At 73.6% G+C, this 22,514-nt stretch carries 20 protein-coding genes; 7 read left to right on the top strand and 13 right to left on the bottom strand.

Annotated elements, in window-relative coordinates; genetic code table 11:
• Positions 1 to 20 precede the first annotated feature (20 nt).
• A complete protein-coding gene (locus HNP84_RS37835) occupies positions 21 to 368 on the top strand; it encodes an arsenate reductase ArsC (RefSeq protein ID WP_246519212.1) in 348 nt (115 codons plus the stop codon).
• A gap of 37 nt (positions 369 to 405) precedes the next feature.
• Here HNP84_RS37835 and HNP84_RS37830 read toward each other — a convergent pair whose 3' ends face one another.
• The 10 genes from HNP84_RS37830 to HNP84_RS56415 all read right to left on the bottom strand — a co-directional run bounded on the left by HNP84_RS37830 (position 406) and on the right by HNP84_RS56415 (position 13,839).
• Entirely contained in the window at positions 406 to 1,416 is a 1,011-nt protein-coding gene (locus HNP84_RS37830) for a LacI family DNA-binding transcriptional regulator (RefSeq protein WP_185054831.1), read from the bottom strand.
• 80 nt (positions 1,417 to 1,496) lie between these two features.
• Positions 1,497 to 3,113, bottom strand: coding sequence for a hypothetical protein (locus HNP84_RS37825; protein WP_185054830.1), 1,617 nt, complete (start codon positions 3,111 to 3,113; stop codon positions 1,497 to 1,499).
• Between the two features lie 21 nt (positions 3,114 to 3,134).
• The gene (locus HNP84_RS37820) at positions 3,135 to 4,013 is read right to left on the bottom strand and encodes a carbohydrate ABC transporter permease (RefSeq protein WP_185054829.1); all 879 of its coding nucleotides are present in this window, start codon (positions 4,011 to 4,013) and stop codon (positions 3,135 to 3,137) included.
• 13 nt (positions 4,014 to 4,026) lie between these two features.
• Positions 4,027 to 4,944, bottom strand: coding sequence for a carbohydrate ABC transporter permease (locus HNP84_RS37815; RefSeq protein WP_185054828.1), 918 nt, complete (start codon positions 4,942 to 4,944; stop codon positions 4,027 to 4,029).
• Positions 4,941 to 6,344, bottom strand: a complete 1,404-nt coding sequence (locus tag HNP84_RS37810; protein ID WP_185054827.1) for an ABC transporter substrate-binding protein — start codon at positions 6,342 to 6,344, stop codon at positions 4,941 to 4,943. The genes HNP84_RS37815 and HNP84_RS37810 overlap by 4 nt, the downstream gene beginning before the upstream one ends.
• Positions 6,345 to 6,386: 42 nt before the next feature.
• Complete coding sequence (locus tag HNP84_RS37805) at positions 6,387 to 7,631, bottom strand: alpha-L-fucosidase (protein WP_185054826.1); 1,245 nt, start codon at positions 7,629 to 7,631, stop codon at positions 6,387 to 6,389.
• Complete coding sequence (locus tag HNP84_RS37800) at positions 7,628 to 10,354, bottom strand: heparinase II/III family protein (RefSeq protein WP_185054825.1); 2,727 nt, start codon at positions 10,352 to 10,354, stop codon at positions 7,628 to 7,630. The genes HNP84_RS37805 and HNP84_RS37800 overlap by 4 nt, the downstream gene beginning before the upstream one ends.
• A gap of 233 nt (positions 10,355 to 10,587) precedes the next feature.
• On the bottom strand, positions 10,588 to 11,499 hold the full coding sequence (locus tag HNP84_RS37795) for a hypothetical protein (protein WP_185054824.1): 912 nt from the start codon (positions 11,497 to 11,499) through the stop codon (positions 10,588 to 10,590).
• A gap of 76 nt (positions 11,500 to 11,575) precedes the next feature.
• Positions 11,576 to 12,223 (bottom strand): response regulator transcription factor, encoded by a 648-nt coding sequence (locus HNP84_RS37790; RefSeq protein ID WP_185054823.1) that lies wholly within the window; start codon positions 12,221 to 12,223, stop codon positions 11,576 to 11,578.
• Positions 12,214 to 13,839 carry a sensor histidine kinase gene (locus HNP84_RS56415; protein WP_185054822.1) on the bottom strand — a complete coding sequence of 542 codons (1,626 nt, stop codon included), beginning with the start codon at positions 13,837 to 13,839 and terminating at the stop codon, positions 12,214 to 12,216. Before HNP84_RS56415 ends, HNP84_RS37790 begins: the two co-directional genes overlap by 10 nt.
• Positions 13,840 to 14,104: 265 nt before the next feature.
• Between HNP84_RS56415 and HNP84_RS37780 the strand changes: the two genes are divergently transcribed.
• The 3 genes from HNP84_RS37780 (at position 14,105) to HNP84_RS37770 (ending at position 16,530) form a co-directional block, all read left to right on the top strand.
• Positions 14,105 to 14,476, top strand: coding sequence for a hypothetical protein (locus HNP84_RS37780; RefSeq protein ID WP_185054821.1), 372 nt, complete (start codon positions 14,105 to 14,107; stop codon positions 14,474 to 14,476).
• Positions 14,463 to 15,596, top strand: coding sequence for an SMP-30/gluconolactonase/LRE family protein (locus HNP84_RS37775; RefSeq protein ID WP_185054820.1), 1,134 nt, complete (start codon positions 14,463 to 14,465; stop codon positions 15,594 to 15,596). The genes HNP84_RS37780 and HNP84_RS37775 overlap by 14 nt, the downstream gene beginning before the upstream one ends.
• Positions 15,597 to 15,828: 232 nt before the next feature.
• Positions 15,829 to 16,530, top strand: coding sequence for a class I SAM-dependent methyltransferase (locus HNP84_RS37770; RefSeq protein WP_185054819.1), 702 nt, complete (start codon positions 15,829 to 15,831; stop codon positions 16,528 to 16,530).
• Positions 16,531 to 16,542: 12 nt separating this feature from the next.
• Here the strand turns inward: HNP84_RS37770 and HNP84_RS37765 are convergent, their stop codons facing one another.
• Entirely contained in the window at positions 16,543 to 17,175 is a 633-nt protein-coding gene (locus tag HNP84_RS37765; RefSeq protein WP_185054818.1) for a TetR/AcrR family transcriptional regulator, read from the bottom strand.
• 75 nt (positions 17,176 to 17,250) lie between these two features.
• On the opposite strand from HNP84_RS37765, the gene HNP84_RS37760 reads away from it, so the two are divergent.
• Positions 17,251 to 17,697, top strand: a complete 447-nt coding sequence (locus tag HNP84_RS37760) for a nuclear transport factor 2 family protein (RefSeq protein WP_185054817.1) — start codon at positions 17,251 to 17,253, stop codon at positions 17,695 to 17,697.
• Between the two features lie 42 nt (positions 17,698 to 17,739).
• Here the strand turns inward: HNP84_RS37760 and HNP84_RS37755 are convergent, their stop codons facing one another.
• On the bottom strand, positions 17,740 to 18,438 hold the full coding sequence (locus tag HNP84_RS37755; protein ID WP_185054816.1) for a MerR family transcriptional regulator: 699 nt from the start codon (positions 18,436 to 18,438) through the stop codon (positions 17,740 to 17,742).
• Between the two features lie 87 nt (positions 18,439 to 18,525).
• On the opposite strand from HNP84_RS37755, the gene HNP84_RS37750 reads away from it, so the two are divergent.
• Entirely contained in the window at positions 18,526 to 18,996 is a 471-nt protein-coding gene (locus tag HNP84_RS37750) for a DUF6194 family protein (protein WP_185054815.1), read from the top strand.
• Between the two features lie 92 nt (positions 18,997 to 19,088).
• Here the strand turns inward: HNP84_RS37750 and HNP84_RS37745 are convergent, their stop codons facing one another.
• A complete protein-coding gene (locus HNP84_RS37745; RefSeq protein ID WP_185054814.1) occupies positions 19,089 to 19,712 on the bottom strand; it encodes a TetR/AcrR family transcriptional regulator in 624 nt (207 codons plus the stop codon).
• An 82-nt stretch (positions 19,713 to 19,794) separates the two neighbouring features.
• Here HNP84_RS37745 and HNP84_RS37740 point away from each other — a divergent pair, with 82 nt between their 5' ends.
• Positions 19,795 to 22,500 carry a family 78 glycoside hydrolase catalytic domain gene (locus HNP84_RS37740; protein WP_185054813.1) on the top strand — a complete coding sequence of 902 codons (2,706 nt, stop codon included), beginning with the start codon at positions 19,795 to 19,797 and terminating at the stop codon, positions 22,498 to 22,500.
• Positions 22,501 to 22,514 lie beyond the last annotated feature (14 nt).

The following is a 22,514-nucleotide window of genomic DNA, read 5'->3' as shown; positions in this document are numbered from 1 at the left end:
ACAACGCCGGACGCTCCCAGATGGCGGCCGGCTGGCTCACCCACCTGGCCGGCGACCGCATCGAGGTCCGCTCGGCCGGCTCCGCGCCCGCCGAGCGGATCAACCCGGTCGCGGTCGCGGCCATGGCCGAGGTGGGCATCGACATCACCGCGGAACGGCCCAAGGTCCTCACCCCCGACGCCGTGCAGGCGTCGGACGTGGTCATCACCATGGGCTGCGGCGACGCCTGCCCGATCTTCCCCGGCAAGCGCTACGAGGACTGGGCCCTCGACGACCCCGCCGGGCGCGGCATCGAGGCCGTACGCGCGATCCGCGACGAGATCCGCGCCCGCGTCGAGAAGCTGATCGCCGAAGTCCTCCCCCGCTGACGGCGCGTCCCGCCGGCCTCATATCCGGCTGGGACGATCACCACCGGGTGGCGGGACTGCCCAGGGTCGAGCCCTCGGTGAGGGCGCAGGGCAGCAGCCGCCGGACCGGCGGGCCGCCGTCCAGCAGCCCGGTGAGGATCTCCACGGCCTGGCGTCCCATCTCCTCGCGCGGCACCCGCAGGCCGGTGAAGCCGGGCCCGCCGGGCGTGGCCGGATCGCCGAGCGCGACGATCGACAGATCGCCCGGGACGGCGAGGCCGCGCCGCGCCGCGGCCTCCGCCACGGCGACGGCGACGGCGTGGTCCTCGGCGAACACCGCGGTGACGCCGGCCTCCAGGACCGCCGCCGGGTTCCCGGGGTTGAGCCGCAGCGTGCGCAGGCCCGCCGTGCCCTCCTCGAACCCGCGCAGGCGGTCGGCCCAGGACTCCGGGCCCGCGCCGTGTCCGAGGTAGGCCAGCCGCTCGTGCCCGAGCGCCCTGGCCCGCGCGGCCAGCGCGCGGACCGCCGCCGGGTAGTCGGCGCCGACCCAGGAGATCGGCGCGCCCACGTCGTCGCGGCGGCCGACCGACACGAACGGATGCCCCTCGGCCGCCAGCCCGGTCAGGTCCTCCGGATCGGGTTCGCGGCCCAGCAGGACGAGGCCGTCGGCCGGCCGGAGCCGGTGGTCCCGCCGGTGGGCGCGCTCGCGGCCGTGCATCGAAGGCGTGCCGGTCAGCAGCAGCAGGTGGCAGCCGGCCCGCCCGGCACCTTCCTCGATGCCGACCAGGAACGGGTGGTAGCGGTCGCCGGGGCCGCTGGGGAAGACCGGCTCGTAGGTGAACACGCCGATGATCCGGTTGCGGCCCGCGGCCGGCCCGCGGGGTGCCGGGGCCGCGACGTAGCCGGTCTCCTCGATCACGCGCAGCACCCTGTCCCTGGTCTCGCGCGGAATCCGGGACTCCGCTCCCATGCGGTTGTTGAGCACCAGGGACACGGTCGTCTGGCTGACGCCGGCCAGCCGGGCGATGTCGCGCTGGGTGACGCGGCGGGACCGCTTGGGGCTCGGCATGTCGTATCGCGCTCCGGGGGTGTTGCGGGGGTGAGTCGCGCTGATTACGAAACCCCGCAGCGGCCTCCGCGGTCAATACGCTAATACGAATTAGTGGCGACGATCGGGCCGAAGACGCCCCGGCGCTTCATGTCGTGGTAGGCGGCGGCCTCGATCATGTGCATGCGCGGGCTCTCGTGGGTGCCGTCACCGGTGGGCACGCACGCGAACGACGCCCCGGCCGGGCGGGCGCCCCGGGAGACGAAGCCGTGCTGGAGCAGGACCGTCCACTCCCCCGCGACGGCGCCCGGCGTGACCCTGCGCACGATGCCGCCGGCCACGGGGTCGGCGGGGTCGAAGTTGAGCCGGTCCCCGTACCTCGGGGCGAAGTCGAGGTGGATCGTGGTGGCCACGCCGTCCCAGGGGCGGGTGAGCGCTCCGGCCAGATCGGGGAAGGCCGGGAAGCGCGAGCGTTCGGCGTCGGTGGCGTCGCCGGCGCGGCCGTACCGGCCGGCGTCGAAGACCACGTCGAACAGGCCGTCGCGGTTGCTCAGGATGTCGTTGTTGAGCGCCGCCCGCGCCCCGGCGGGGTAGGCGTCCTCCGGCCGGGGCGACTGGCCGGACAGCGTGCGGTAGGCGTCGGTGGTGTCGCGTACCCGGGGCGGGATGGTGACCTTGACGTACGTCGTCCCGGGGAGCGTCTGCCGCAGCGTGCGCGCGTGCGCCGCCATCGACGCCCAGTCCATGTCGCCGTTGTTGCCGTGCTGGTCCAGGATGTGGGTGAAGGGGAACTCTCCGTAGTAGTCGCGCAGCGCCACCAGCGGCGCCGTGCGATGCGTCAGCCCCGGCGCCAGGTTCGTCTTGGCCGGTGACGAGCCCGGGATGCCGATGTGGCCGGTCGCGACGCGTCCTCCGGTCGTGCTGTCCAGGCCGCGTTCCGGCGCCGCGAGCGGCGCGCGGGGCTCGTCGTTCTCCAGCAGCAGGTCGTCGAAGTAGCTGCGGCTGTCGCCGATGATGAGCACCACGGGGTTCGCCGAGGCGTCCTGCGCGATCATGAACATCGGTGCGTACGCCGCGTACGGGGCGGCGCCGGCGCTGGTGATCGGGGCCGAGCCGGACAGCAGGGGCTCCAGGGCCGCGGCGTCCGGGGCCGTGCGGGCGCGGTCGCCGATCGGCGCCGCGACCCGCAGCGAGGCCGGGAACCGCGTCGCGGCGTCGCTCACCGCGACCGCGGTGCAGTGGAAGATCTGCGAGTTGGCCGGGATCTGGATCGGCAGCACGTCGCTCCACACGCCCCAGTCGAACGGGGTCGCCAGGCCGCGCTGGGCGCCGGTGCCGCCCCGGGTCGTCCACGGCGAGCCCCGGAACGTCGCCCGGTGCCGCACGCCGTTGACCTCCAGGGCGTACGCGACCCGGAACTCGCCGGCGTTCAGCCGCTCGGTGGGGCCGTCGCCGCCCGCGTTGAAGCAGTAGAAGCCGGGCACCAGCACCCGCGGGTTGTACACCGTGTACGGCGGCGAGCCGGCCGACAGGCGCCACAGCACGGCGAGCGATCCGGCCTCCCGCATCCACGTCTGCCGGTCCGGCACCCGCAGCCGGGTGGACGCGAACCGGTACGGGAGCGACGCGGCGGCGGCGCGGCCCGCACCGAGCGCCGGCACGGCCAGCGCGCCGGCCGCGCCCAGCCCGGCCAGCAGCAACCGGCGACGATCGAGCATGATCAGACCTCCTCGGTATCCCTAGCGCCCGCCCAGTCCGGTGAGCGTGATGCCGCGCACGAACGCCTTCTGGGCCAGGAAGAACAGCACCACGATCGGCATGACCGTCAGGGTGGAGACGGCCATCATGTGGTGGTAGGCGGTGGCGTGCTCGCCCTGGAACAGGCTGAGCCCGAGGGCCAGCGTGTACGCGTCCTGGTCGCGCAGGTAGATCAGGGGGCCGAGCAGGTTGTTCCAGTTGCCGATCACCGAGAACACCGTCACCGCGGCGATGGCCGGCTTGGCCAGCGGCAGCATGACCGACCACAGGATCCGCGCGTGCGAGGCGCCGTCGATGCGGGCGGCGTCCACGAGCTCCTGCGGGATCGTGCGGAAGAACTGGCGGAACAGGAAGATGTAGTAGGCGTAGCCGAACCAGGCGGGCAGGATCAGCGGCCAGTACGTGTTGACCATGCCCAGCTCCTTGAACAGCAGGAACTGCGGCACCAGGGTGATCTCCGCGGGGATCATCATGGTGCCGATCATGGCGGCGAACAGCACCGGGCGGCCCCGCGCCGGAAGCCGGGCGAAGGCGTAGGCGGGCACGATGCTCGACACCAGCGTGCCGGCCACCGCGAGCACCGTGACCAGCACGGTGTTGAGCAGGAACCGGGTGAAGGGCAACTGGGTCCACGCCTCGGGGAAGTTGTGCCAGGCGAAGGACGAGGGCAGGAAGTCCGGCGGGAACGCCAGCACCTCGTCCGCCGTCTTCAGCGCGGTCGTCACCATCCACAGGAACGGCAGCAGGTACATCGCCGCGCCGGCGCACAGCAGCGCGTACGCGGGCAGCCGCGACAGGTCGCGCGGCCTGCGGCGCTCCCGCGCGACGCCCGCGACCGCCGGGGAGATCTCCGCGACCATCAGGCGACCTCCATCAGGCGACCTCGTAGTGGACCCAGCGCCGGGCCAGCCGGAACTGCACCAGGGTGACGGCGATGATGATGGCGAACAGCGCCCACGACAGCGCGGCGGCGTAGCCCATGTCGAAGTACTCGAACGCCTGCCGGTAGACGTACAGGCCGAGCAGCAGCGTGGCGTTGGCCGGTCCGCCCTCGGTCATCACCAGCACCAGCACGTACGCCTGGAGGCTGGCGATGAAGCCGGTCACCACGTTGAAGAACACCACCGGCGACAGCATCGGCACGGTGATGTGCCACAGCCGCCGCCACCATCCGGCTCCGTCGATCATCGCCGCCTCGTACAGCGACCGCGGGATGCCCTGCAGCCCGGCCAGATAGATCACGATCGTGTTGCCCGCGCCCCACACGCTCATCAGGACCAGCGCGGGGATGGCCCACTCCTCGGAGGTGAGCCAGCCCGGCCCCTGGACGCCGGCGAGCCCGAGCAGGTAGTTGATCATACCGAAGTCGGGATGGAGGATGTTGACCCACAGCAGCGCGGTGGCGATCCCCGACACCACCGAGGGCAGGTAGAAGATCGTGCGGAAGACCGCGATGCCCCGCAGCGGCAGGTTGAGCAGCAGCGCCAGCGCCAGCGTGGAGACCACGCCGAGTCCCACCGAGGCGGCGGCGAAGTAGAGCGTGTTCCCCAATGCCGTGTAGAAGACCGGGTCCTCCACCAGCTTGACGTAGTTGTCCAGCCCCACGAACGACGGGCTGGACAGCAGGGACCAGTCGGTGAGGCTGATCACCGCGGAGGCGGCGATCGGGCCGCCGCCGAACAGCACGAACCCCACCACCCAGGGGGAGACGAAGAGGTAGAAGCTCCTCGCCTCCCTGCGCGCGAGCGGCCCCGGACGCCGCCGCCGTGCCGCTCCGGCGAGCGCGCTCAACGGTTCTCCGCGAGGACCGGGGTGACATCGGCGCGGATCTTGCGCAGGCCCTCGGGCAGGCCGATCCTGCCCGAGGCGATGCGGTCCCACGTGGGCGTCGCGGCGCTGACCACCTTCGGGCCCGCCGGCTGCCGGATCACGCCGTCGTTGGTGGCGTAGCCGGTGAGCGCCTTCTCCAGCAGGCCGGCGCCCTCGGGCGCGAGATCGGACCGCAGGTAGGACGGCCACGCCGACGTACGCGACGGGCTGCCCCTGCCGGTGCTGCCCCACATGAAGATCTGCCCCGCGGACGAGGTGAGCTCGTTGAGGTAGATCCAGGCGGCGTCCCTGGCCCCGCTGCCCGCGGTGATGGCGAAGCCGCTGCCGACCGCCGAGGTGAACCGGCCCTCCGGCCCCGACGGCATGTCGGTCATCGCCCAGCGGAACTTCGCGGTGGCCGCCAGGCTGGGCGCGGTCCACGACCCGTGCACGCCCATGGCCGCCCGCCCGATGCCGAACGGCTCGGCCTTCATGGCCTCGGCGTCCGCGGCGCTCGGCACCGCCTGGTACCGGTGCAGCAGGTCGAACCAGGGCCGCAGCGCGTTCACCGCGCCGGGCTGGTCGATCAGGCACGCGGTCTCGGTGGCGTCCAGGTAGCGCCCGCCGTACGCGAGGAGATAGGTCGGGGTGAGGTCGGCCACCGGCGCGGGCAGCCCGGCCATGCCGAACACCCTGCCCCCTCCCTTGCCGCGTGTGAGCTCCGCGGCCGCGGCCAGCATCTGCTCCACCGTCCAGGACGGGGTGGGGTACGCCATCCCGGCCGCGTCGAACAGGTCCTTGTTGTAGAAGAGCATCTTGGGGCCGCAGTCGTAGGGCAGGCCGTACAACTTGCCGTCGCGCTCGAAGTAGCCGAGCGAGGGGGCGGTGAAGTCCTCCCTGGCGAAGCCGGCCTGCCTGGCCGCGTAGTCGTCCAGTGGCAGGAACACGCCCTGCTTGACGAAGGCGGAGACCCACGAGTAGTGGCTGTACATGATGTCCGGCAGGCTGCCGCCCGCCGCCTGGGCCAGGTACTTCTGCAGGAACTGGGCGAACGGCGTGACCTCCCTGCGCACCTCGATCGTGGGGTGGCGGCGCATGAAGAACAGGTCGAACTGCTCCTGGCGGGGCAGGAAGGCGGCCTCCCAGTGCGACGCCACGGTGATCGTCACCTTCGAGGCGGGCTCGCCGATGGAGGCCGGCCAGGTGAGGCTCGCGTTGAGCTTCTCGGCCTCGGCGAAGGGGAACAGGGCTCCGCCGGGCTCGCCGCCGCCCGAGCGGCCCTCGGCGGTCAGCGGCGTACGGCCGCCGTCGCCGCAGGCGGCCAGCGCCCCGAGGGCGCCCAGGCCGGCGAGCACGGCACGGCGTGAGGGAAAGGCGTCCATGGGTTCTCCTACTCGGCTGTCTCCTGGTCGGATTTCTCCTGGTCAGGATTTCTCCTGGTCGGGTTTCTCCTGGTCGAGGAAGAGCTCGATGACGGGCACGGCGACGGCGGGGCGCCGGACGGGGACCTTGAGGGTGAGCGTGCCGGGCGGCACCCGGTCGCTCGGCTCCAGCCGGGGCACCTCGGAGGCGTCGTGCAGGAACTGGGCGTATCGCACCCGGCCGGCCAGCCCCGGCAGGTGCAGGTGGTCGAATGGCCAGGCGAAGATGTGGACGTACAGGCGGTCGCCGCGCCGGGTGTAGCGGCAGTCGGGCGGCGGCGTGTGCTCGCTCGGCCCGGCGCCGTAGATGGACCTCCCGTGCAGGCGCATCCACGCGCCGATCCCGCGCAGGGTCTCCAGCGCCCCCGGGTCGAGCTCGCCCCGCCCGTTGGGGCCGACGTTGAGCAGCAGGTTGCCGTCCTTGGCGACGGTGTCGACGAGCATGCGCACCAGCAGGTCCACCGACTTGACGTCGTGGTTGTCGCGGTCGTAGCCCCAGCTCCCGTTGAGCGTCTGGCACGCCTCCCAGACCACCGGGCGTCCGCCGACGGTGACCGGGCCCGCGGGCTGGTACTGCTCGGGGGTGACGAAGTCGCCGGGCACGTCCAGCCTGTCGTTGATCAGCGTGTCCGGGGAGAGCCTGCGGACCAGCTCGACGAGCTCCTCCGAGCCCCAGTCCTCGCGCCCCTTGCCGCCGGGGAACCTGGTGGGGTAGGAGAAGTCGAACCACATCGTGTCCACGGGCGCGTAGCGGGTGAGCAGCTCCTCCACCTGCCCGTGCAGGTACTTGCGGTAGATGCCGATGTCGCGGTCGCCGCCGGTGTCGCGGCCGTACGAAGGGTGCAGCTCGTCCAGCGGGAAATGCGGGTGGTGCCAGTCGATCAGGGAGTGGTAGAAGCCCACGCCCAGCCCGGCCGCGCGGAAGGCGGCGGCGATCGGGCCCACGAGGTCCCGGCCGTAGGGCGTGCCCGCCACGCTGTAGTCGGTGAGGCCGGAGTCCCACAAGCAGAAGCCGTCGTGGTGCTTGGTGGTCAGGACCAGGTACCGCATCCCGGCCCCGGCCGCCGCCTCGGCCCACGCCTCGGGGTCGAACAGGTCCGGGTCGAAGTGCTCCAGGTAGACCTGGTACTGCTCGTCGGTGAGCCGCTCGCGGTTCTTCACCCACTCATGCCTGGCCGGCAGGGCGTACAGGCCCCAGTGGACGAACATGCCGAACCTCTGCTCGCGGAACTCCTCCAGCCGGGTCATCGGGCCAGCTCCTTCGCCTGGTTGGTGAGCATGTCGCGGTGGGCCGCGGGCACCTTCGCCGCGGCCAGCCGGGTGACGTAGGACTCCAGCGCGGCGTTCCGCGCCGCGATCCGCCCCCGGCGGTCCTCGTGCTCGGCCCGGTCGAGCAGGTCGCACAGCCTCCCCGCCAGCGGCCGGTCCGTCACGTGCCGGCGGGTCAGGCGGCGCAGACCGGCGTAGGTGACGTCCAGGGTGAACGTGCGCGATCCGCGCCGCACCCGCACGGCCGCGCCGTTGACCGCGGGGAAGGCGGGCCCCGGCCCGAGGTGCCAGGCGTCGGTCACCCCGCCCGGCCAGGTCACGCTCGCCCGCTGGGCGTCGGAGACGATGGCGGGCAGGGGATCGCCGTTGCGGTGCGGGTACAGCAGGACCCGGAACCTGGGCTCGTCGGCGGTGACCCGGGCGCGCAGCTTGATGGTCCTGCCCCAGTACTCCCCGGTGTCGGTGCGCCGCCGTTCGAACATCTCGGCCGTGATCCGCGCCGCGGCCGGGTTGAGCACCGTGACCAGGCAGGCGGGGTGGGCGGTGTCGGGGGCGAGGCGCGTCCAGCCGGCCGGTGCCGCGACCTCGCCGAGCCGCACGGTGACGCTCCCGGCGGGAGGCGCGGTCTCGTACGGCCCCGCCGGGTCGTGGCCCTCCGGGGCGACCAGCAGAGCGTGGTAGACGTTGACGCCGGTGGCGGTGATCGTGGCGACGTGCTCGCCGGCGGCCAGGTCCACCGCGCCGCCCGGGTGCATCGCGGGCAGCCAGTGCGGCTGGGCGCAGTCGCCGTAGTCGTACTCGGAGGCCACGCTGACCGGCACCGCGGCCCCGCCGTCGAGCGCGAGGGTCGATCCCCACCGCCACACGCCGTCGTAGGCGTGCCCGGCCAGCAGCCAGACCCGGTACCTCCCCCGCGCGCCGACGGTGAAGGGCACCCGCAGCGGCTGAGCGCCCTGGAGCGGCGAGCGCAGGGCGCTGCCCACGTCCACCGGCCGCAGCAGCACGCTGCGTCCGTCCCGCGGCACGACCAGGGTGCCGAGCGGCACCAGCGCCTCCCAGGAGTACTCGTGGGCCTGGTCGTCCTTCCTGATGTCGTCGCAGATCACCACGTACGGATGCCGCCCGCGGACCAGCACGCCGCTGCGGTAGGCCCGCAGCACCGGGTTGTAGGGGTAGGACCACAGGCCGTTCACCTTGGCCCAGCCGGTGAAGTCGGTGATCCGGTGCTCGAACTCGGTGCGGTAGTCGTAGGCGTCCTTGGCGTCGCCCATGATGCCGCTCGCCCAGCCCTCGTCCTCGTATGTGAGGATCTTGCCGCGCTGCGGGAAGTACCCCTGGGCCTTGCCGTCGACGAAGACCAGGTTGTGCCCCACGTCGTGGGGGAAGAAGCCGCCGGCGTCCATCACCCACAGCCGGCTCTCGCCGGCGAGGGTGAAGGACGTGCGGTCGGCGTGGGCGTGGCTGGGACCGGCGCAGGCCGGGTCGCTCTGGAACTGGAAGTACACATCGTCGCCGCCCCACCCGGAGCGCAGGTAGGCCAGGCCGCTGTGCGCGAAGAACTGGCCCGGATTCAGCCCGAGCTGGTCGGCCGAGCGGGCCAGGTCGGCCTGGTCCAGGTCGCTGGCCCACAGCACGGCCGAGAGGTTGTCGGCGACCTGCTGCCAGCCCAGCATCACGTTGGTGTAGACCCAGCGCATCAGCGGGTCGCCGGGATAGGCCAGGCGCATCAGGTGGTAGACGACCGGCACGCCGTTGAAGACGTCCCTGGTGTCGGCGAGGGAGTTGAAGTCGCGCCCCCACGGGAACAGGTCGCTGCTCCACCAGCGCGGGACCATGCGCAGGTGCGGGTGGTCCAGGACCGGGTCGCCACGCCGGGCCATCGCGTTCATCAGGTACGCGCCCTGCCACATGCCGTAGGCGAAGTAGTGCACGAGCTCCAGGGGCGCGCCCTCGGGCCCGATGCCGTGGTCCAGGAAGTCGTGCATGCTCGCGACCGACTTGGCGTACCAGCGATCCAGGTAGCCCGGCTCCCCCTCGATGGCCAGGGCCGTGGTGCCGAAGGCGCCCACGTAGTGCGGCACCCAGTTGTCCCACCGCTCGGCGGCGGCGCCGGGCTTGAAGCCGTACGCCTTGTCGTCCAGGTAGGTCTCGTACGCCGTGACGCGGCGCACCAGCCAGTCGCGGGCCTCGGCGCGCTCGGCCTCGTTCAGGCGGGGGTGCAGCCAGTCGTAGGCGAGCCCCACGGCGTGGCTGGAACGGCTGAAGTCGGGCGAGGTCTCGGCGGGGATGGCCCGGACCCAGGTGAGCAGCGCGTCGCGGGCGGTGGCGGCGATCTCGGCCGAGTCGTCCAGCCACGCGGTGAGGGCGGCCCCCGCGACGGCCTTGGCGAGCCGTTCCTGCTCGCCGGAGGTGAGCTGACCGGTCTGCTGGAGCTTACGCAGATCGGCGTTGCCGGCGAGCGCGAGCGCGGCCGGCCGCAGCCCTTCGACGTGGTTCATCCTGGCGATCCCGCCCTGCACGCGCAGCCGGAGCGCGGCGAGGTCTGCGGGAGCGGTGACGACGCGCGGGTGGGCGCCGTACGGAGGAGGGGGCCCGAACCCGTAGTCGGCGGGGGTGGCACGCAGCTCCGGCATCGGGATCAGCGTGGCGCCGGCGGTGAGGGCCGTGAGCTGTAACAGGCGTCGGCGGGGTAACGGCGTCATGAGACACCTCCAACACAAAAGGTTGGATGTTTGTGAGGTCTTTTGGACGATAACAGGGGAAATTCGCACCGTCTAGCCTGGATATCGCGAGCGGAAACCATCCGGATCTGATTAGTAATCGGATGTCTGGGGTGCCTCAGACCTCGGAAAGCGCATTCCTAGCTGCGCCGATACTGCCCGATACTGGGCCGGTACTGGGCCGGTACTGCGCCGATCCCGGGACGACGCGGCCGTCAGCGCCGGTCGATGAGGCCCCCGCCGGGCCCCCAGATCGAGCGCGGGTGGACGTACGGCCGCAGCAGGGCCGTCAGCTCGGGGTCGCCGTGGCCGTGCAGGGCGTCCTCGGCTATCTTGCGTGCCGCGCCGGCGAGCAGGTCGGCCACCTGCACCCGGGGGTCGGTGCGGGAGTCCACCAGGCGCAGCCCGGCCAGCGTCGTCCCGGCCGCGGCGCGGAGGCGGGCGACGCGGTCGTCGGTGAGCAGGGTCTGCCGGTCGTGGACGAGCGAGACCGGGACGCTCGCCCCCCAGTGTGCGGCGGCCTGGAGGATCGCGGGGACGAGCGGGTCGAGGGCGGGCAGCGCCCCCGGGTCGGTACGGAGCTGCGCCCGCAGCGCCGCCGCCCCCGGCATGGCACGCCGCAGGTACGGCAGGCCGTCCACCAGGTGGAACACCGCCTCCGCGGACGGCCTCGGCCCGCGGCCGTTCCTGATGCCGACCGGTCCCGCGCGCAGCAGGTCGTTGAAGGCGGCCAGGAACGCGGTCCACCGCGCGTCGCCGAGCGCCCGGCGCCCCTGCCGGTGCACCACGTGCGGGTCGGCCTCGGGAAGCAGGCCCGCGAGCCGGGTGACCACCAGGAACGTCTTGTCGATCAGGTAGACGTGCGCGTTGCCGTGCAGGGGGCCCGACGGGCCGAGCAGCCACACCAGCGCGGCACGATGCTTGGCGCGGCGGATGACATCGGACTTGTACTCCACGGTCGGGGAAGGCGCCCGCGCCCGGGTCTCCTCCACGCAGCGGGCCGCGAGCGCGGTCGTCAGCCGTATCCCCGCGTGCGCGAACACGTCGGTGTTCCCGCCGACGAGCTTCTCCCCCTCGGAGCCGGACTCGTCGCAGGCCACCTCGAAAGACCCATTGGGCTCCGTCACCGCGTCGAGTCTGGCAAACCACCACAAGCATCCTCAAGCCGATTACGGACCGGCGGGCCCGGGTGACGCGGCGGGGTCAGGCGTTCAGGTAGCGCAGGACCGCCAGCACGCGGCGGTGGTCGTCGGGGCTGGCCGGCAGCGAGAGCTTGGCGAAGATGCCGGTGCAGTGCTTTTCGACCGTGCGCTCGGCGATGGCCAGGCGTTCGGCGATGGCCTGGTTGGTGCGTCCCTCCGCCATCAGGGCCAGGACGGTGCGCTCGCGGGCGGTGAGCGTGCGCAGCGGGTCGTCGCCGCTCGTGCGCCGCTCGACGAGCTGGTCCACCACGATCGGGTCGAACGCCGACCCGCCCCGCCCGACCTGGCGTACGGCCGCGGCGAACTCGGCGATGTCGGAGACCCGGTCCTTGAGCAGGTAGCCCACGCCGCGGGCGCCGCCGTCGAGAAGCTCGACGGTGTAGCTGACCCGGACGTACTGCGACAGGATGAGCACCCCGGTGCCGGCGAAGTCGCGGCGGATCTCGCGGGCGGCGCGCAGGCCCTCGTCGGTACGCGTCGGCGGCATGCGGATGTCCACGACGGCGACGTCCGGCCGGTGGCGGGCCACCTCGGCCAGCAGGGTGCGCGCGTCGCCCGCGGTCGCCACGACGTCGAAGCCGGTCTCGGTGAGCAGCCGGGCCACTCCCTCTCGCAGCAGCGTGCTGTCCTCGGCGATGATCACTCGCACGGCAGCACCGCCTCGATCCGGGTGCCCCCGCCCGCCGGGCTGTCCACCCGGAACGTGCCGCCGGCGGCCTCGACGCGGGCGGCGAGGCCGCGCAGGCCGGTGCCGGCGGCCGGATCGGCGCCGCCCTGCCCGTCGTCGCCGACCGTCACCAGCAGCCGCCCGCCCGACAGCACGAGGCCGACCTCGGCGCTCCCGGCGCCGGCGTGCTTGGCGAGGTTCGCCAGCCCTTCGGCCACCACGTAGTAGGCGGCGGTCTCGATCTCGGCGGGCAGCCGCTCCAGCGGGGGCGCGCCGTCCAGCCCTTCGGCCGCGATCGTGACCGGCACCGGGACGACGGCGGCCAGCTCGCGCACGGCGGCGAGCAGCCCGCGCTCGGTCAGGATCGGCGGGTGGATGCCCTGCGCCAGGGCGCGCACCTCCTCCAGCACCGCCAGCGCCACGCTCCTCGCCTCCGCGATCAGCGGGCGGGCCCGGTCCGGGCCCGACTCCAGCGCCGCCTCCGCCAGGCTGAGGGTGAGCGGTATGGACAGCAGCCGCTGCTGCACGCCGTCGTGCAGATCGCGCTCCAGCCGCCGGCGCTCGGCCTCGGCGGCGCGCAGCACCTGGGCGCGCGAGTCGCCGAGCTGGCGCAACCGCGCGCGCAGCTCCGCCATCAGCCGCTCGTTCGCCAGCGCGAGCCCCGCCGCGGCGCACACCGCCTCGATCAGCTCCGGGTCCTCCAGCAGCACCGGGTCGTGGACGAGCACCGCCAGCGGGCCGTCCCGGTCGATCCGGCTCAGCACCTGGCCGGGGGCCGGGGCCACCGGCCGGCCGTCGGCGTCGACGTAGCGGCCGGACTCGCCAACCCAGTAGCCCACGCGCAGCCCGGGATCGTGCAGCGCCTCGGCGAGCGCCGCCTGCAGCGCCGCCGGGGGCGGCTCGCCGGTCAGCCGTACGACCAGGCCGGCGACCCCGCCCTTGTCCATGCGGCGGCGCAGCAGGACCGCGAGGTAGGCCAGCGGCATCGCGGCCAGGGCGAGCTGCACGCCCAGCGACAGCAGCGGGGCCGACACCCCGGCGATCAGGGGCGGCTTCAGCGCGATGAACACCGCGGTCGCCACCACCGCCGCCCCCACGACCGGCACGAGCGCGCGCCGCCGCGTCACGCTGCTGCCGCGCAACCGTCCCACCTGCAGCGCGATGATCGCCAGGCCGATCGCCACCATCGCGTACGTCCCGGCCGTGCCGATCGCCGCGCCCGCCTCCGCGCCGGCCAGCCGGCGCGCCCCCATGACCGCGGCGCACGCGTAGGCGGCGCCCGTCACCACCCGCGCCCACGTGCCGCACAGGCGGCCCGTGGGGAAGGCGACCGCGAGGTGCGCCATCACCGCGGGCCACGGCGCGGAGACCAGCGCGGCGACCTCCTGCGGCAGGGGGAGCTGCACCTGGTGCGGCACCCAGGCCAGCCCGGCCGCCACCAGCAGCGGGCCCATCCGGTTGCGCGGCCGGGACCGCCACGCGACGACGCCCGCCCCCACGAAGCAGGCGGGGCCGGCCACGGCCGCGACATCGACGGGCACGCCGGGCACGCCGGGCGGCGGGGCGGCGAGCACGGTGGCGAGCGCAGTGGCGAGCACGGTGGCGAGGGTGAGCGCGGTGATGAGATCGGCCTTTCTGCGGCGGTTCGGCTCCGGGGTCCGGCGTCGGTTCCATCGTGCCCCGCGCCGGCGTCCGGCGGAGCCGTCATGGTGCGGCCAGCCGCACCATCGGCGTGCGGCGGGCACGGCCACAGGGGCGAGGCGGCCCGCTTCCGGCGCGCGCGGCGGCCCCGCAGACTTCCCGGCCAGGGCCAGCCTCGGGCGAGCCCGGACGATCCGTACCCCTTTGATGAAAGGCGATGCGATGCGTGCTTCCCAGACGAAGGCGGGCCCGGCGGTGAAACCGCTCATCGTGGCCAGAGCCGTGGCGGCCGTGATCAGCGTGATCATGGTCGTCCACGTCGCGACCGTGGCCCTGTGGCGCGACAGCGACCCGTTCCTGGTGCCGGACACGATCGTGGCGGTGCTGCTCGCCGTCTGCTGCCTGCTGCCGAACGCCGTCGCGCCCACCGTCATGCTCTTCTCCTTCGGGTGGACGGCCGGGGTGCTCACGGTCTCGGTCTTCACCTACGTCGTACGCGGCGAGTTCGCCTGGCCGAACTTCGGGATCGTGGTGGCCTCCCTGGCCATGGCGGTCCTGCTGCACCGGCACGGGCGGCGCGGTGCCGAAGCCTAGAACGCGGCGGCGGCGCCTGCTCCGGGCCGGCGCCGCCGCGCTCGCACTCGCGGCCGTGCTCGTGGCCGTGCTCGTGGCGGGGTTCCTCCTGCTGGTGGACCCGCCGGTACGGCCCTTCGACCCCGTCGCCTGGACGCCCGCGCCGGGACTCACCGTCGCGGCCGGGCGGACCGACACGGCCGCCGCCTCCCGCATCCGCACCCTGGCCGCCGTCGAGGGGCCGGAGGACGTGGCCGTCAGCGCCTCGGGCGAGGTCTTCGCCGGCGACAGGAACGGGAAGATCGTGCGGCTGAGGCCCGGCGCCGCGGCCCCCGAGGTGTTCGCGGACGTCGGCGGACGCCCCCTCGGCCTCGCGTTCGACGGCGACGGCGACCTGCTGGTCGCCAACCACGGGGTCGGGCTGCAGTCGGTCTCCCCCTCGGGCGCCGTCACCCTCCTCGCCTCCTCGGCGGCGGGCAGGCCGATCCTGTCGGCCAACGACCTGGTCGTGGGCGCCGACGGCGCCGTCTACCTGTCGGACTCGACCTGGAAGCACAACAGCACGACGATGGGGCCGCTCAACTCCTTCGCCGTCTACGACTTCCTGGAGGGCCGCCCGCACGGCAGGGTGATCCGGTACGACCCCGGCACCCGCACCGCGAGCGAGCTGGCGTCGGGCCTGTACTTCCCCAACGGCATGGTCCTCGCCCCCGACCGGCGCTCCCTGCTGGTCGCCGAGTCCACGCGCTACCGCGTCACCAGGATCTGGCTGACCGGCGACCGGGCGGGCGCGCGCGAGGTCTTCCTGGACCGCCTGCCCGGCATCGCCGACGGCCTCACCGTGGCGGACGGGCGCATCCTGGTGCCCGCGTACGACCGGGTGGCCGCGCTCGACGGCATCGTCCTGCCCCGGGCGTGGGCCCGCCAGATCCTGATCCGCACCCCGCCCCGGCTCTACCGCGACCCCGACGGGGCGGGCTCGGGCATGGTGCTCGTGCTGTCGCACGACGGCGAGGTCCTGCGCCGCCTGGACGGCTTCGCCGAGGCCCCCACCAACGTGGTCCCCTGGCGCGGCCAGTGGCTGCTGGGCACGCTGAGCGGCGGCACCGTCCGCACGCTCCCCGATCCCCTCGCGGGCTGAGGCGTCGCCCCTGCCGGGTGAATCCGGCGACCCTCGCGCCCGCGAGGGTCGCCGTACGGATCTCACACCTGGGAGCCCGGAACAGACGGTCTTTACCTCAGTTTTGGGTCGTGGCGGCCATGATCTCCACCAGACCGGGCGGCGCGACATGGATCCGCTGGACCAGGATCTCTCGCACGATTGCCACAGGCATCGGGCGAAGGGGTGCGACGACCACGACGATAGGAGCGATATGACCAAGGTGGGCGATGCCCTCCACCGCGCGTTCTTCACCCTCGTCTCCCACCTGCCGGCGGCCGGTTCGCGCCGGCTGCTGGGCGGCTACTTCGACTGGTGGCACAGAAGACCCGACCCGTGGCACTACACCACCGACCGGTACGAGCGCGACCGCCACAGCGCCACCCTGCGCCGCCTGCCCCGGCGCGACTACCGCCGCATCCTCGACGTCGGCTGCAGCGAGGGCACCTTCACCGATCTCCTGGCCGCCTCCTTCCCCGAGGCGGAGACGATCGGCGTGGACATCTCCTCCCACGCCGTACGCGCCGCCGCCGCGCGCCGGGCGTCGAAGGCCCGCTTCCTGCACCTGGACATCCGCCACCAGGCCCCGGAAGGGCTGTTCGACCTCGCCATCTGCTCCGAGATGCTCTACTACGTGGGCGATGCGGCCATGCTGCGCCAGGTGTCGCGCAGGCTCCGCGAACTGCTCGCCCCGGGCGGCCTGCTCGCCCTCGCCCACCCCTGGCCCGAGGCCAGGCGGCTGCACCGCCACTTCACCGCCGACGCCGGGCTGGAGGCCCTCGGCGAGCACGTCGTCCTGGACCGGAGCCGCCCCTACGCCATCGCCCTGTACCAGCGGCGGCCCTTCGAACAGGGCGCGACGGTCGGCAGCGGGTTCGTCCCCGGGGTCGCCGACCCGCTCGCCGGCTACAGCTAGAAGCCATCGGGTTCAGCTTCGCGCCGCGGAGCCGGGATCGCCCTCGTCCCCGGTCGGGGATCGTCCGGCGCCGAGCACCCGGAGCAGGCTGGTACGCAGCGCGTACGCCGCCTCCTCATCCGACATCCGGCCGGCTTCGGCCTCCTCGCCCGCGGCGTGGCCGAGCTTGATGGTGACCGCGACCTGCCAGTCGAGTGGGAGCCCGTCGTCGAACTCCCCGTTCTCCCGGCCGCGCCGGATCACCCGCCGCAGCCGGTCCGCCACCGGGGCGTGGCGATCACGGTCGGCCTGCGGGCTCAGGGGCAGCGAGGAGATCCTCCGGAGCAGGACCGGGTAGCGCCCGGCCGTCCGGGAGCCGGCGTCGAGCAGGCGCAGCAGCGCGTCCGCGGCCGATCCGGCATCGAGATCGGCCGCGTCCATCGCGGCGACGGCCTCTTCGGTGAGCCGGTCGAGGACCGCGTCCAGCAGTCGCTCCCGCGAGGAGAAATGGGCGTAGACGGTCTGGCGGGTCACCCCCGCCGCGGCGGCGATGGCCTCGACGCCGGCGTCGGGGTCGGCGTCGAGCAGCCGGAGCGCGGCGTCCAGGATCGCCGCCCGGCTCCGCCGGGCGTCCGCTCGGCGGTTGGGCGCCGGAGACCGATTCATCTCTTACACCTTGTCAAAATTAGTGGGCCGTGCATATCTTACAGGCCGTAAGAGATCCTTCGGAAGCAGGAGCGCATGCGCACACCCCACGGCACCGACCCCAAGCGGTTCATCGCCGGCTTCTTCACCTCCTTCACCGCCGACATCCTCGGCAGCGACGAGGATCCGGCGCGGATCGTGGACCGCTACCACACGCCCGACATCGTCCAGATCGCCGACGGGAACCGGATAGACCGCGACAAGCTCATCGCGCACACCCGCCCGGTGCGCAAGAACCGCCCGGTCAGCAGGGTGGAGGTGCACGAGGCCCTGGCGAGCGGGGACGACATCGCCGCCCGCTACACCCTGCACGTGCGGCAGCGCGGCAAGGAGCTGGCCATCGAGGTCCACTTCTTCGGGCGGTTCACCCCCGACGGACGGATGCGCCGGGCGCACATGCTCACCCGCACGCTCCCCGCTGCCGCGGCCGATGACGAGCGGTCGCACCCGGCACTCCCGGGCGACCACGATCCCGGCCTCTGACGGGGCATGGCCGTGCCTCATCCGACGGGCCGTGGCCGTGCCTCAACGGTCGCCCGCCAGTGAGAGCACGGCGCTGAGTGCGGCGGCGGCGTCGAGGAGGGCTCTGGAGCGGGCCGCGATGCCGGCGTCTCTGGCGGCCAGCACGGCGGCGACGTCCTCCAGCCGGCGGGCGCGCCTCAGCTCCGGCATGAGGGCCCGGAGGGGGGCGATGCGATAGCCGGCCCTGCGCAGTTGGTGAACGATCCGCGCGTCGCGCACCTGGGCCGGTGTGTAGCGTCGCGTTCCCCGCGCCGGGTCGCGGTCGGGGACGACGAGATCCTCCGCGTCCCAGTGCCGCAACGTCGATGGACGCACGCCGAGGGCGGCGGCGAGCTCGGAGACGCTCATCGAGTCCGATGCGCGTACGTCGGCGATCGGCTCGCTGGAGATCGCCTGGGCGGCCTCCTGTGCCAGCCTCAGGTCCGTGCGCTCCGCGTCGAGCCGGGCGTGCGCCGCGTCGAGAAGGGCGAGCGCCCGCGAGGCGGGGAACCGATGCACCGCCCGGACGATCTTCTTGGCCTCGATCGGGCCGGCGCCCGCCGCGAGCGCCCGGTAGGCCAGCGCGGACTGCAGATGGATCTCGCCATAGATCCGGTAGCCCGTGGCCGTGCGCCTCGCCGGCGGCAGCACGCCGTCGCGTTCGAGATTGCGCACCTGCTGAACGGAGTACCCGGCACGCCGCGCCACATCGACGGTCCGCATGTCGCCCGATTTGAGACTTAACACCCGCAAGCCCCTCGATCTCAGCCAGAAAGTCTCCACAAGCACTTTAATGCGACGCTGGAGCACATGACCATGGACGAGATCATCGGATTCGTGGGCGGCCTCGAAGGAGTCCTGACCCTCAAGCCCGGCCCCGGCGACGGCTCGCCGGAGCTCAGTTGGGGCGACACGTTCTTCTACTACTCACCCGACGGCGTCGTCCCGGCGGCGACCCAGCCGTTCGCGACGATCGTGACCAAGGACTACCCCGGCGATGAGACCTCGCGTCTGGACCGGCCCGGCGCCTTCCGCGTGAACATCTCCGCCGGGAAGGAGGAGTTCGTCCGGCGGACCGGGCACGCGCCACGCGAACCCGCGACCACCGACCCCAGCGCGATGGACACCCTGATCGCCCACCCCGTCTACGGCGCCCTCGGCTGGCTGGCCGTGGTGAACCCGGGCCCGCGCACCGAAGCCGCGACCCGCGAGCTGCTGCACACGGCCTACCGGCTCGCACGCTCGCGGTACGAGCGGCGCGCGGAGGCGACGGCGGGCTGACCCTCCTCGGTCAGGGGGCCGCGCGCCGGTCACCTACCGGCTGCGGCCCCCTTCCGGCCGGAACAACAGCTCGACGGACCGCCGCCGGCCCCTCATCTCCCGTCGCCCCGGGCGCACACGGCCCGGGCGAGCCGCCTGGTGTGGCCGCGTACGGACTCGACGAGGTCGAGCTCGCCGTCGCTGAGCACCCACTGCAGTTGCAGGCCGTCGCTGACGGCGATGCACTCGCGGGCCAGGGCCGCGCAGTCGGTGCCGGGGGCGAGCTCGGAGCGGGCGGCGCAGCGTTCGAAGATCTCGGTGAGCGAGTCCACTGCGGCCCGGTAGCGGGCGGCGAACGGGGCGTGCGCCGGGCTGGAGCCGTCGGCGGCCTCGGCCGAGACGAGCACGAACAGCTCGATCAGGCCGGGCTGGGCCAGGTTGCGGGCCGTGGCGTCCACCATGGCGTCCAGAACCGCGTGGACGGAGGCGTCGGCGGGCAACCGCCGCCACCATTCGGCCGCGGCGTCGATCCGGTGCTCGGCCACCGCGAGCAGCAGGTGCTTCTTCGACGGGAAGTGGTAGAGCAGGCCGCCCTCGGTGAGGCCGACGTCGGCGGCGATCTTCGCCATCGGGGCCCGGTGGTAGCCGCGGGTCGCGAAGTGCCGCGCGGCGGCCTCGACGATCCGCGCACGCCGCTCCCTGCCTGCCGCGTAGCCGCCGGTCTTCCGTCGTGCCATGCCGCTCACCCTATGGCCAGGGCCATGCCTGTACGGTAAAAACCTTGGAAGCTCAGTTTTTATCGTGCGGAGGAGCCGATCGATGACCGAGAGCACGGCGGACGTTCCCGTCCACCTGAGGATCGATCACCTGCCGCCGGGGCAGGCGTGCGGGTCCGCCCGGCCGCGCGGGTCCTGGTGGCTCCCGGCCGGGGCGACCGGCCAGCTCGGGTACGAGCTGCGGCTGGGCCGATCGGATCCCGGCGGCGGGTTCGACGTGGCGTGGGAGTCCGGCTACCGGGCATCGCTGCGGTCGGTGCTGGTCGGTCTCGACGTTCCCGAGTCCGCGCACCGCGCCCCGGAATGGCAGGTGCGGGTCCGGACCGACCTCGGACTCAGCGGCTGGTCGGCGCCCGCGCCCTGGACCGTGACCGGCCTGCCCGCGGCGCTCGGCACGGCCTGCTGGATCGAACCGGACGAACCCGTGATCCCACCGCCCGGCCGGCGTCCGGCGTACCGGCTGCGGCACGAGTTCTCCCTTCCCGGCCGCGTCGCCTCCGCCTCGGCCTGGGCGACCGCGCACGGCGTGTACGAGCTGTTCGTCAACGGCGACCGGATCGGCGACCTGGAGCTGACCCCGGGCTTCACCGCCTACCGCTCCCGGTTGCAGGTCCAGCCCTACGACGTCGGCGGCGCCCTCAGGCCCGGCGCCAACGCCGTCGAGATCCTGCTGTCCGACGGATGGTTCCGGGGCCGCCACGGGTTCGAGCGCGCCGCGGACGGGTTCGGCGACCGTACCGCCGCGCTCCTGGCCATCGAGGTGGCGCTCCAGGACGGCCGGAGCATGACGGTCACCACCGGGCCCGGCTGGTGGTCGCGCCCCGGCCACGTCGTCGCCGCCGACCTGATGGACGGCCAGCGCACCGACCTGCGCCTCACCGGCGCCGCCAGCCTGGACGAGCCCGGCTGGAGCCCCGCGCGGCCGGTGTCGCACGGACTCTACGCGCGGCGGGATCGGCTCCTGCTCACCGAGGCGCCGCCCGTCCGGAGCGTGGCCGAACTCCGCCCGGTGCGCGTCGCCCGGCTCGACGCCGAGACGGTCGTGGCCGACTTCGGGCACAACATCAACGGCCGGGTCAGGCTCAGCGGCCTCGGCCCCCGCGGCACCGAGATCACCCTGCGCCACGGCGAGCACCTGGACGCCGACGGCCGCCTCGACACCGAGCACCTGCGCGCGTTCGTGTTCACCACCGGTGAGAGGCTGCCCGCCGGGCAGATCGACAGCGTGGTCTCCGCCGGACGTCCCGAGGACGTCTTCGAACCCCGGCACACCACGCACGGCTTCCGCTACGTGGAGATCCACGGCCACCCGGGCCCGCTCGGCGCGGACGACGTCACCGCCGTGGAGGTGCGCTCCGATCTCGCCGCGACCGGCCGGTTCGCCTGCGACGACGCGCGCCTGGAAGCGCTGCACCAGGCCGCGGTGCGGAGCTTCCAGGCCAACGCCTGCGACATCCCCACCGACTGCCCGCAGCGGGAGCGGGCCGGATGGTCCGGAGACTGGCAGGTCTACGTCCAGGCCGCCGCGCTCACCCACGACGTCGCCGGATTCGGCGCCAAATGGCTGCGCGACCTGGCGGCCGACCAGTGGCCCGACGGAACCGTCCCGAACTACTCGCCCAACCCCTCCGGCCCCGGGCCCGTGGCCGGCTCGTTCTCCGACACGCTGCACGGCTCCGCCGGATGGGGCGACGCCGCCGTGCTCGTCCCCTGGGAGCTGTGGCGCGCCTACGGCGACCTCGACCTGCTGGAGCGGCAGTACGACTCCATGAGGCGATGGGTCGAGCGCGCCGCGACCGCGGCCCGGGAGGGCCGCCACCCCGCCCGCGCCGCCGCCCGGCCGCGGCCCGCGCCCCACGAGCGCTACCTGTGGGACACGGGCGCCCACTTCGGCGAGTGGCTCGAACCCGGCGTCGAGCCCGCCCTCGGCGACGGGACCGACCACGGCGCGGTGGCGACGGCGTACCTGGCCCACTCCGCCGACCGCCTCGGACGCGTCGCGGGCCTGCTGGGCAGGACCGCCGACGAGGAGCGCTACGCGCGGCTGGCCCACGCCGCGCGCGACGCCTGGCAGCGGGAGTTCCTCACCCCCGACGGCGACCTCGTCATCGACACCCAGGCCACGCACGTGCGCGCACTGGCGTTCCGGCTCGTCCCCGGCGAGCTGCGTGACCGCGTCGCCGGCCGGCTCGCCGCGCTGGTGGAGGCCGCCGGTCACCGCGTCGGCACCGGCTTCCTCAGCACCGGCCTCCTGCTGCCGGCCCTGGCCGACACCGGCCACCTCGACGCCGCCTACCGCGTGCTGCTCTCCACCGGAGTCCCGTCCTGGCTGGAGATGCTCGACCGCGGCGCGACCACCATCTGGGAGTGGTGGGACGGCGTCCAGGACGGGCGTGCGCGCGGCTCGCTGAACCACTACAGCAAGGGCGCCGTCGTCTCGTTCCTCTACACCCACGTCGCCGGCCTGCGCCTGCCCGAGTGCCCGGGGCTCGACGAGGCAGGCTACCGGCGCTTCATCGTCCAGCCCCGCCCCGGCGGGTCGCTCACCTGGGCCCGGGCCGAGCACCGCAGCCCGTACGGGCCGATCCGCTGCCACTGGCGTCTGGAGCGGGAAGCCCTGGAACTGACGGTGGACGTGCCGCCGGGCACACAGGCGGAGATCCGGCTGCCCGGCGGCCAGGTGCTGTACCGCACCGCCGGCCGCCACCGGGTGCGGGCACGAGCCCTTCCCACGTCCGAACCGGACTGACCGGCCCGGTTGTG

Origin of the sequence: Thermocatellispora tengchongensis (assembly GCF_014202315.1) — a bacterium.
GTDB lineage: Bacteria > Actinomycetota > Actinomycetes > Streptosporangiales > Streptosporangiaceae > Thermocatellispora > Thermocatellispora tengchongensis.
This window is presented reverse-complemented; position numbering and strand designations above follow the sequence as displayed.

Bases quoted from the DNA above. Each gene is read 5' to 3' on its own strand.
- HNP84_RS37805 (WP_185054826.1), bottom strand. From the start codon at position 7,631: ATGACCCGGCTGGAGGAGTTCCGCGAGCAGAGGTTCGGCATGTTCGTC.
- HNP84_RS37825 (WP_185054830.1), bottom strand. From the start codon at position 3,113: ATGCTCGATCGTCGCCGGTTGCTGCTGGCCGGGCTGGGCGCGGCCGGC.
- HNP84_RS37835 (WP_246519212.1), top strand. From the start codon at position 21: ATGGCGGCCGGCTGGCTCACCCACCTGGCCGGCGACCGCATCGAGGTC.
- HNP84_RS37830 (WP_185054831.1), bottom strand. From the start codon at position 1,416: ATGCCGAGCCCCAAGCGGTCCCGCCGCGTCACCCAGCGCGACATCGCC.
- HNP84_RS37750 (WP_185054815.1), top strand. From the start codon at position 18,526: ATGACCATGGACGAGATCATCGGATTCGTGGGCGGCCTCGAAGGAGTC.
- HNP84_RS37800 (WP_185054825.1), bottom strand. From the start codon at position 10,354: ATGACGCCGTTACCCCGCCGACGCCTGTTACAGCTCACGGCCCTCACC.
- HNP84_RS37780 (WP_185054821.1), top strand. From the start codon at position 14,105: ATGCGTGCTTCCCAGACGAAGGCGGGCCCGGCGGTGAAACCGCTCATC.
- HNP84_RS37820 (WP_185054829.1), bottom strand. From the start codon at position 4,013: ATGGTCGCGGAGATCTCCCCGGCGGTCGCGGGCGTCGCGCGGGAGCGC.
- HNP84_RS37770 (WP_185054819.1), top strand. From the start codon at position 15,829: ATGACCAAGGTGGGCGATGCCCTCCACCGCGCGTTCTTCACCCTCGTC.
- HNP84_RS37755 (WP_185054816.1), bottom strand. From the start codon at position 18,438: ATGCGGACCGTCGATGTGGCGCGGCGTGCCGGGTACTCCGTTCAGCAG.
- HNP84_RS37810 (WP_185054827.1), bottom strand. From the start codon at position 6,344: ATGGACGCCTTTCCCTCACGCCGTGCCGTGCTCGCCGGCCTGGGCGCC.
- HNP84_RS37765 (WP_185054818.1), bottom strand. From the start codon at position 17,175: ATGAATCGGTCTCCGGCGCCCAACCGCCGAGCGGACGCCCGGCGGAGC.
- HNP84_RS37760 (WP_185054817.1), top strand. From the start codon at position 17,251: ATGCGCACACCCCACGGCACCGACCCCAAGCGGTTCATCGCCGGCTTC.
- HNP84_RS37745 (WP_185054814.1), bottom strand. From the start codon at position 19,712: ATGGCACGACGGAAGACCGGCGGCTACGCGGCAGGCAGGGAGCGGCGT.
- HNP84_RS37740 (WP_185054813.1), top strand. From the start codon at position 19,795: ATGACCGAGAGCACGGCGGACGTTCCCGTCCACCTGAGGATCGATCAC.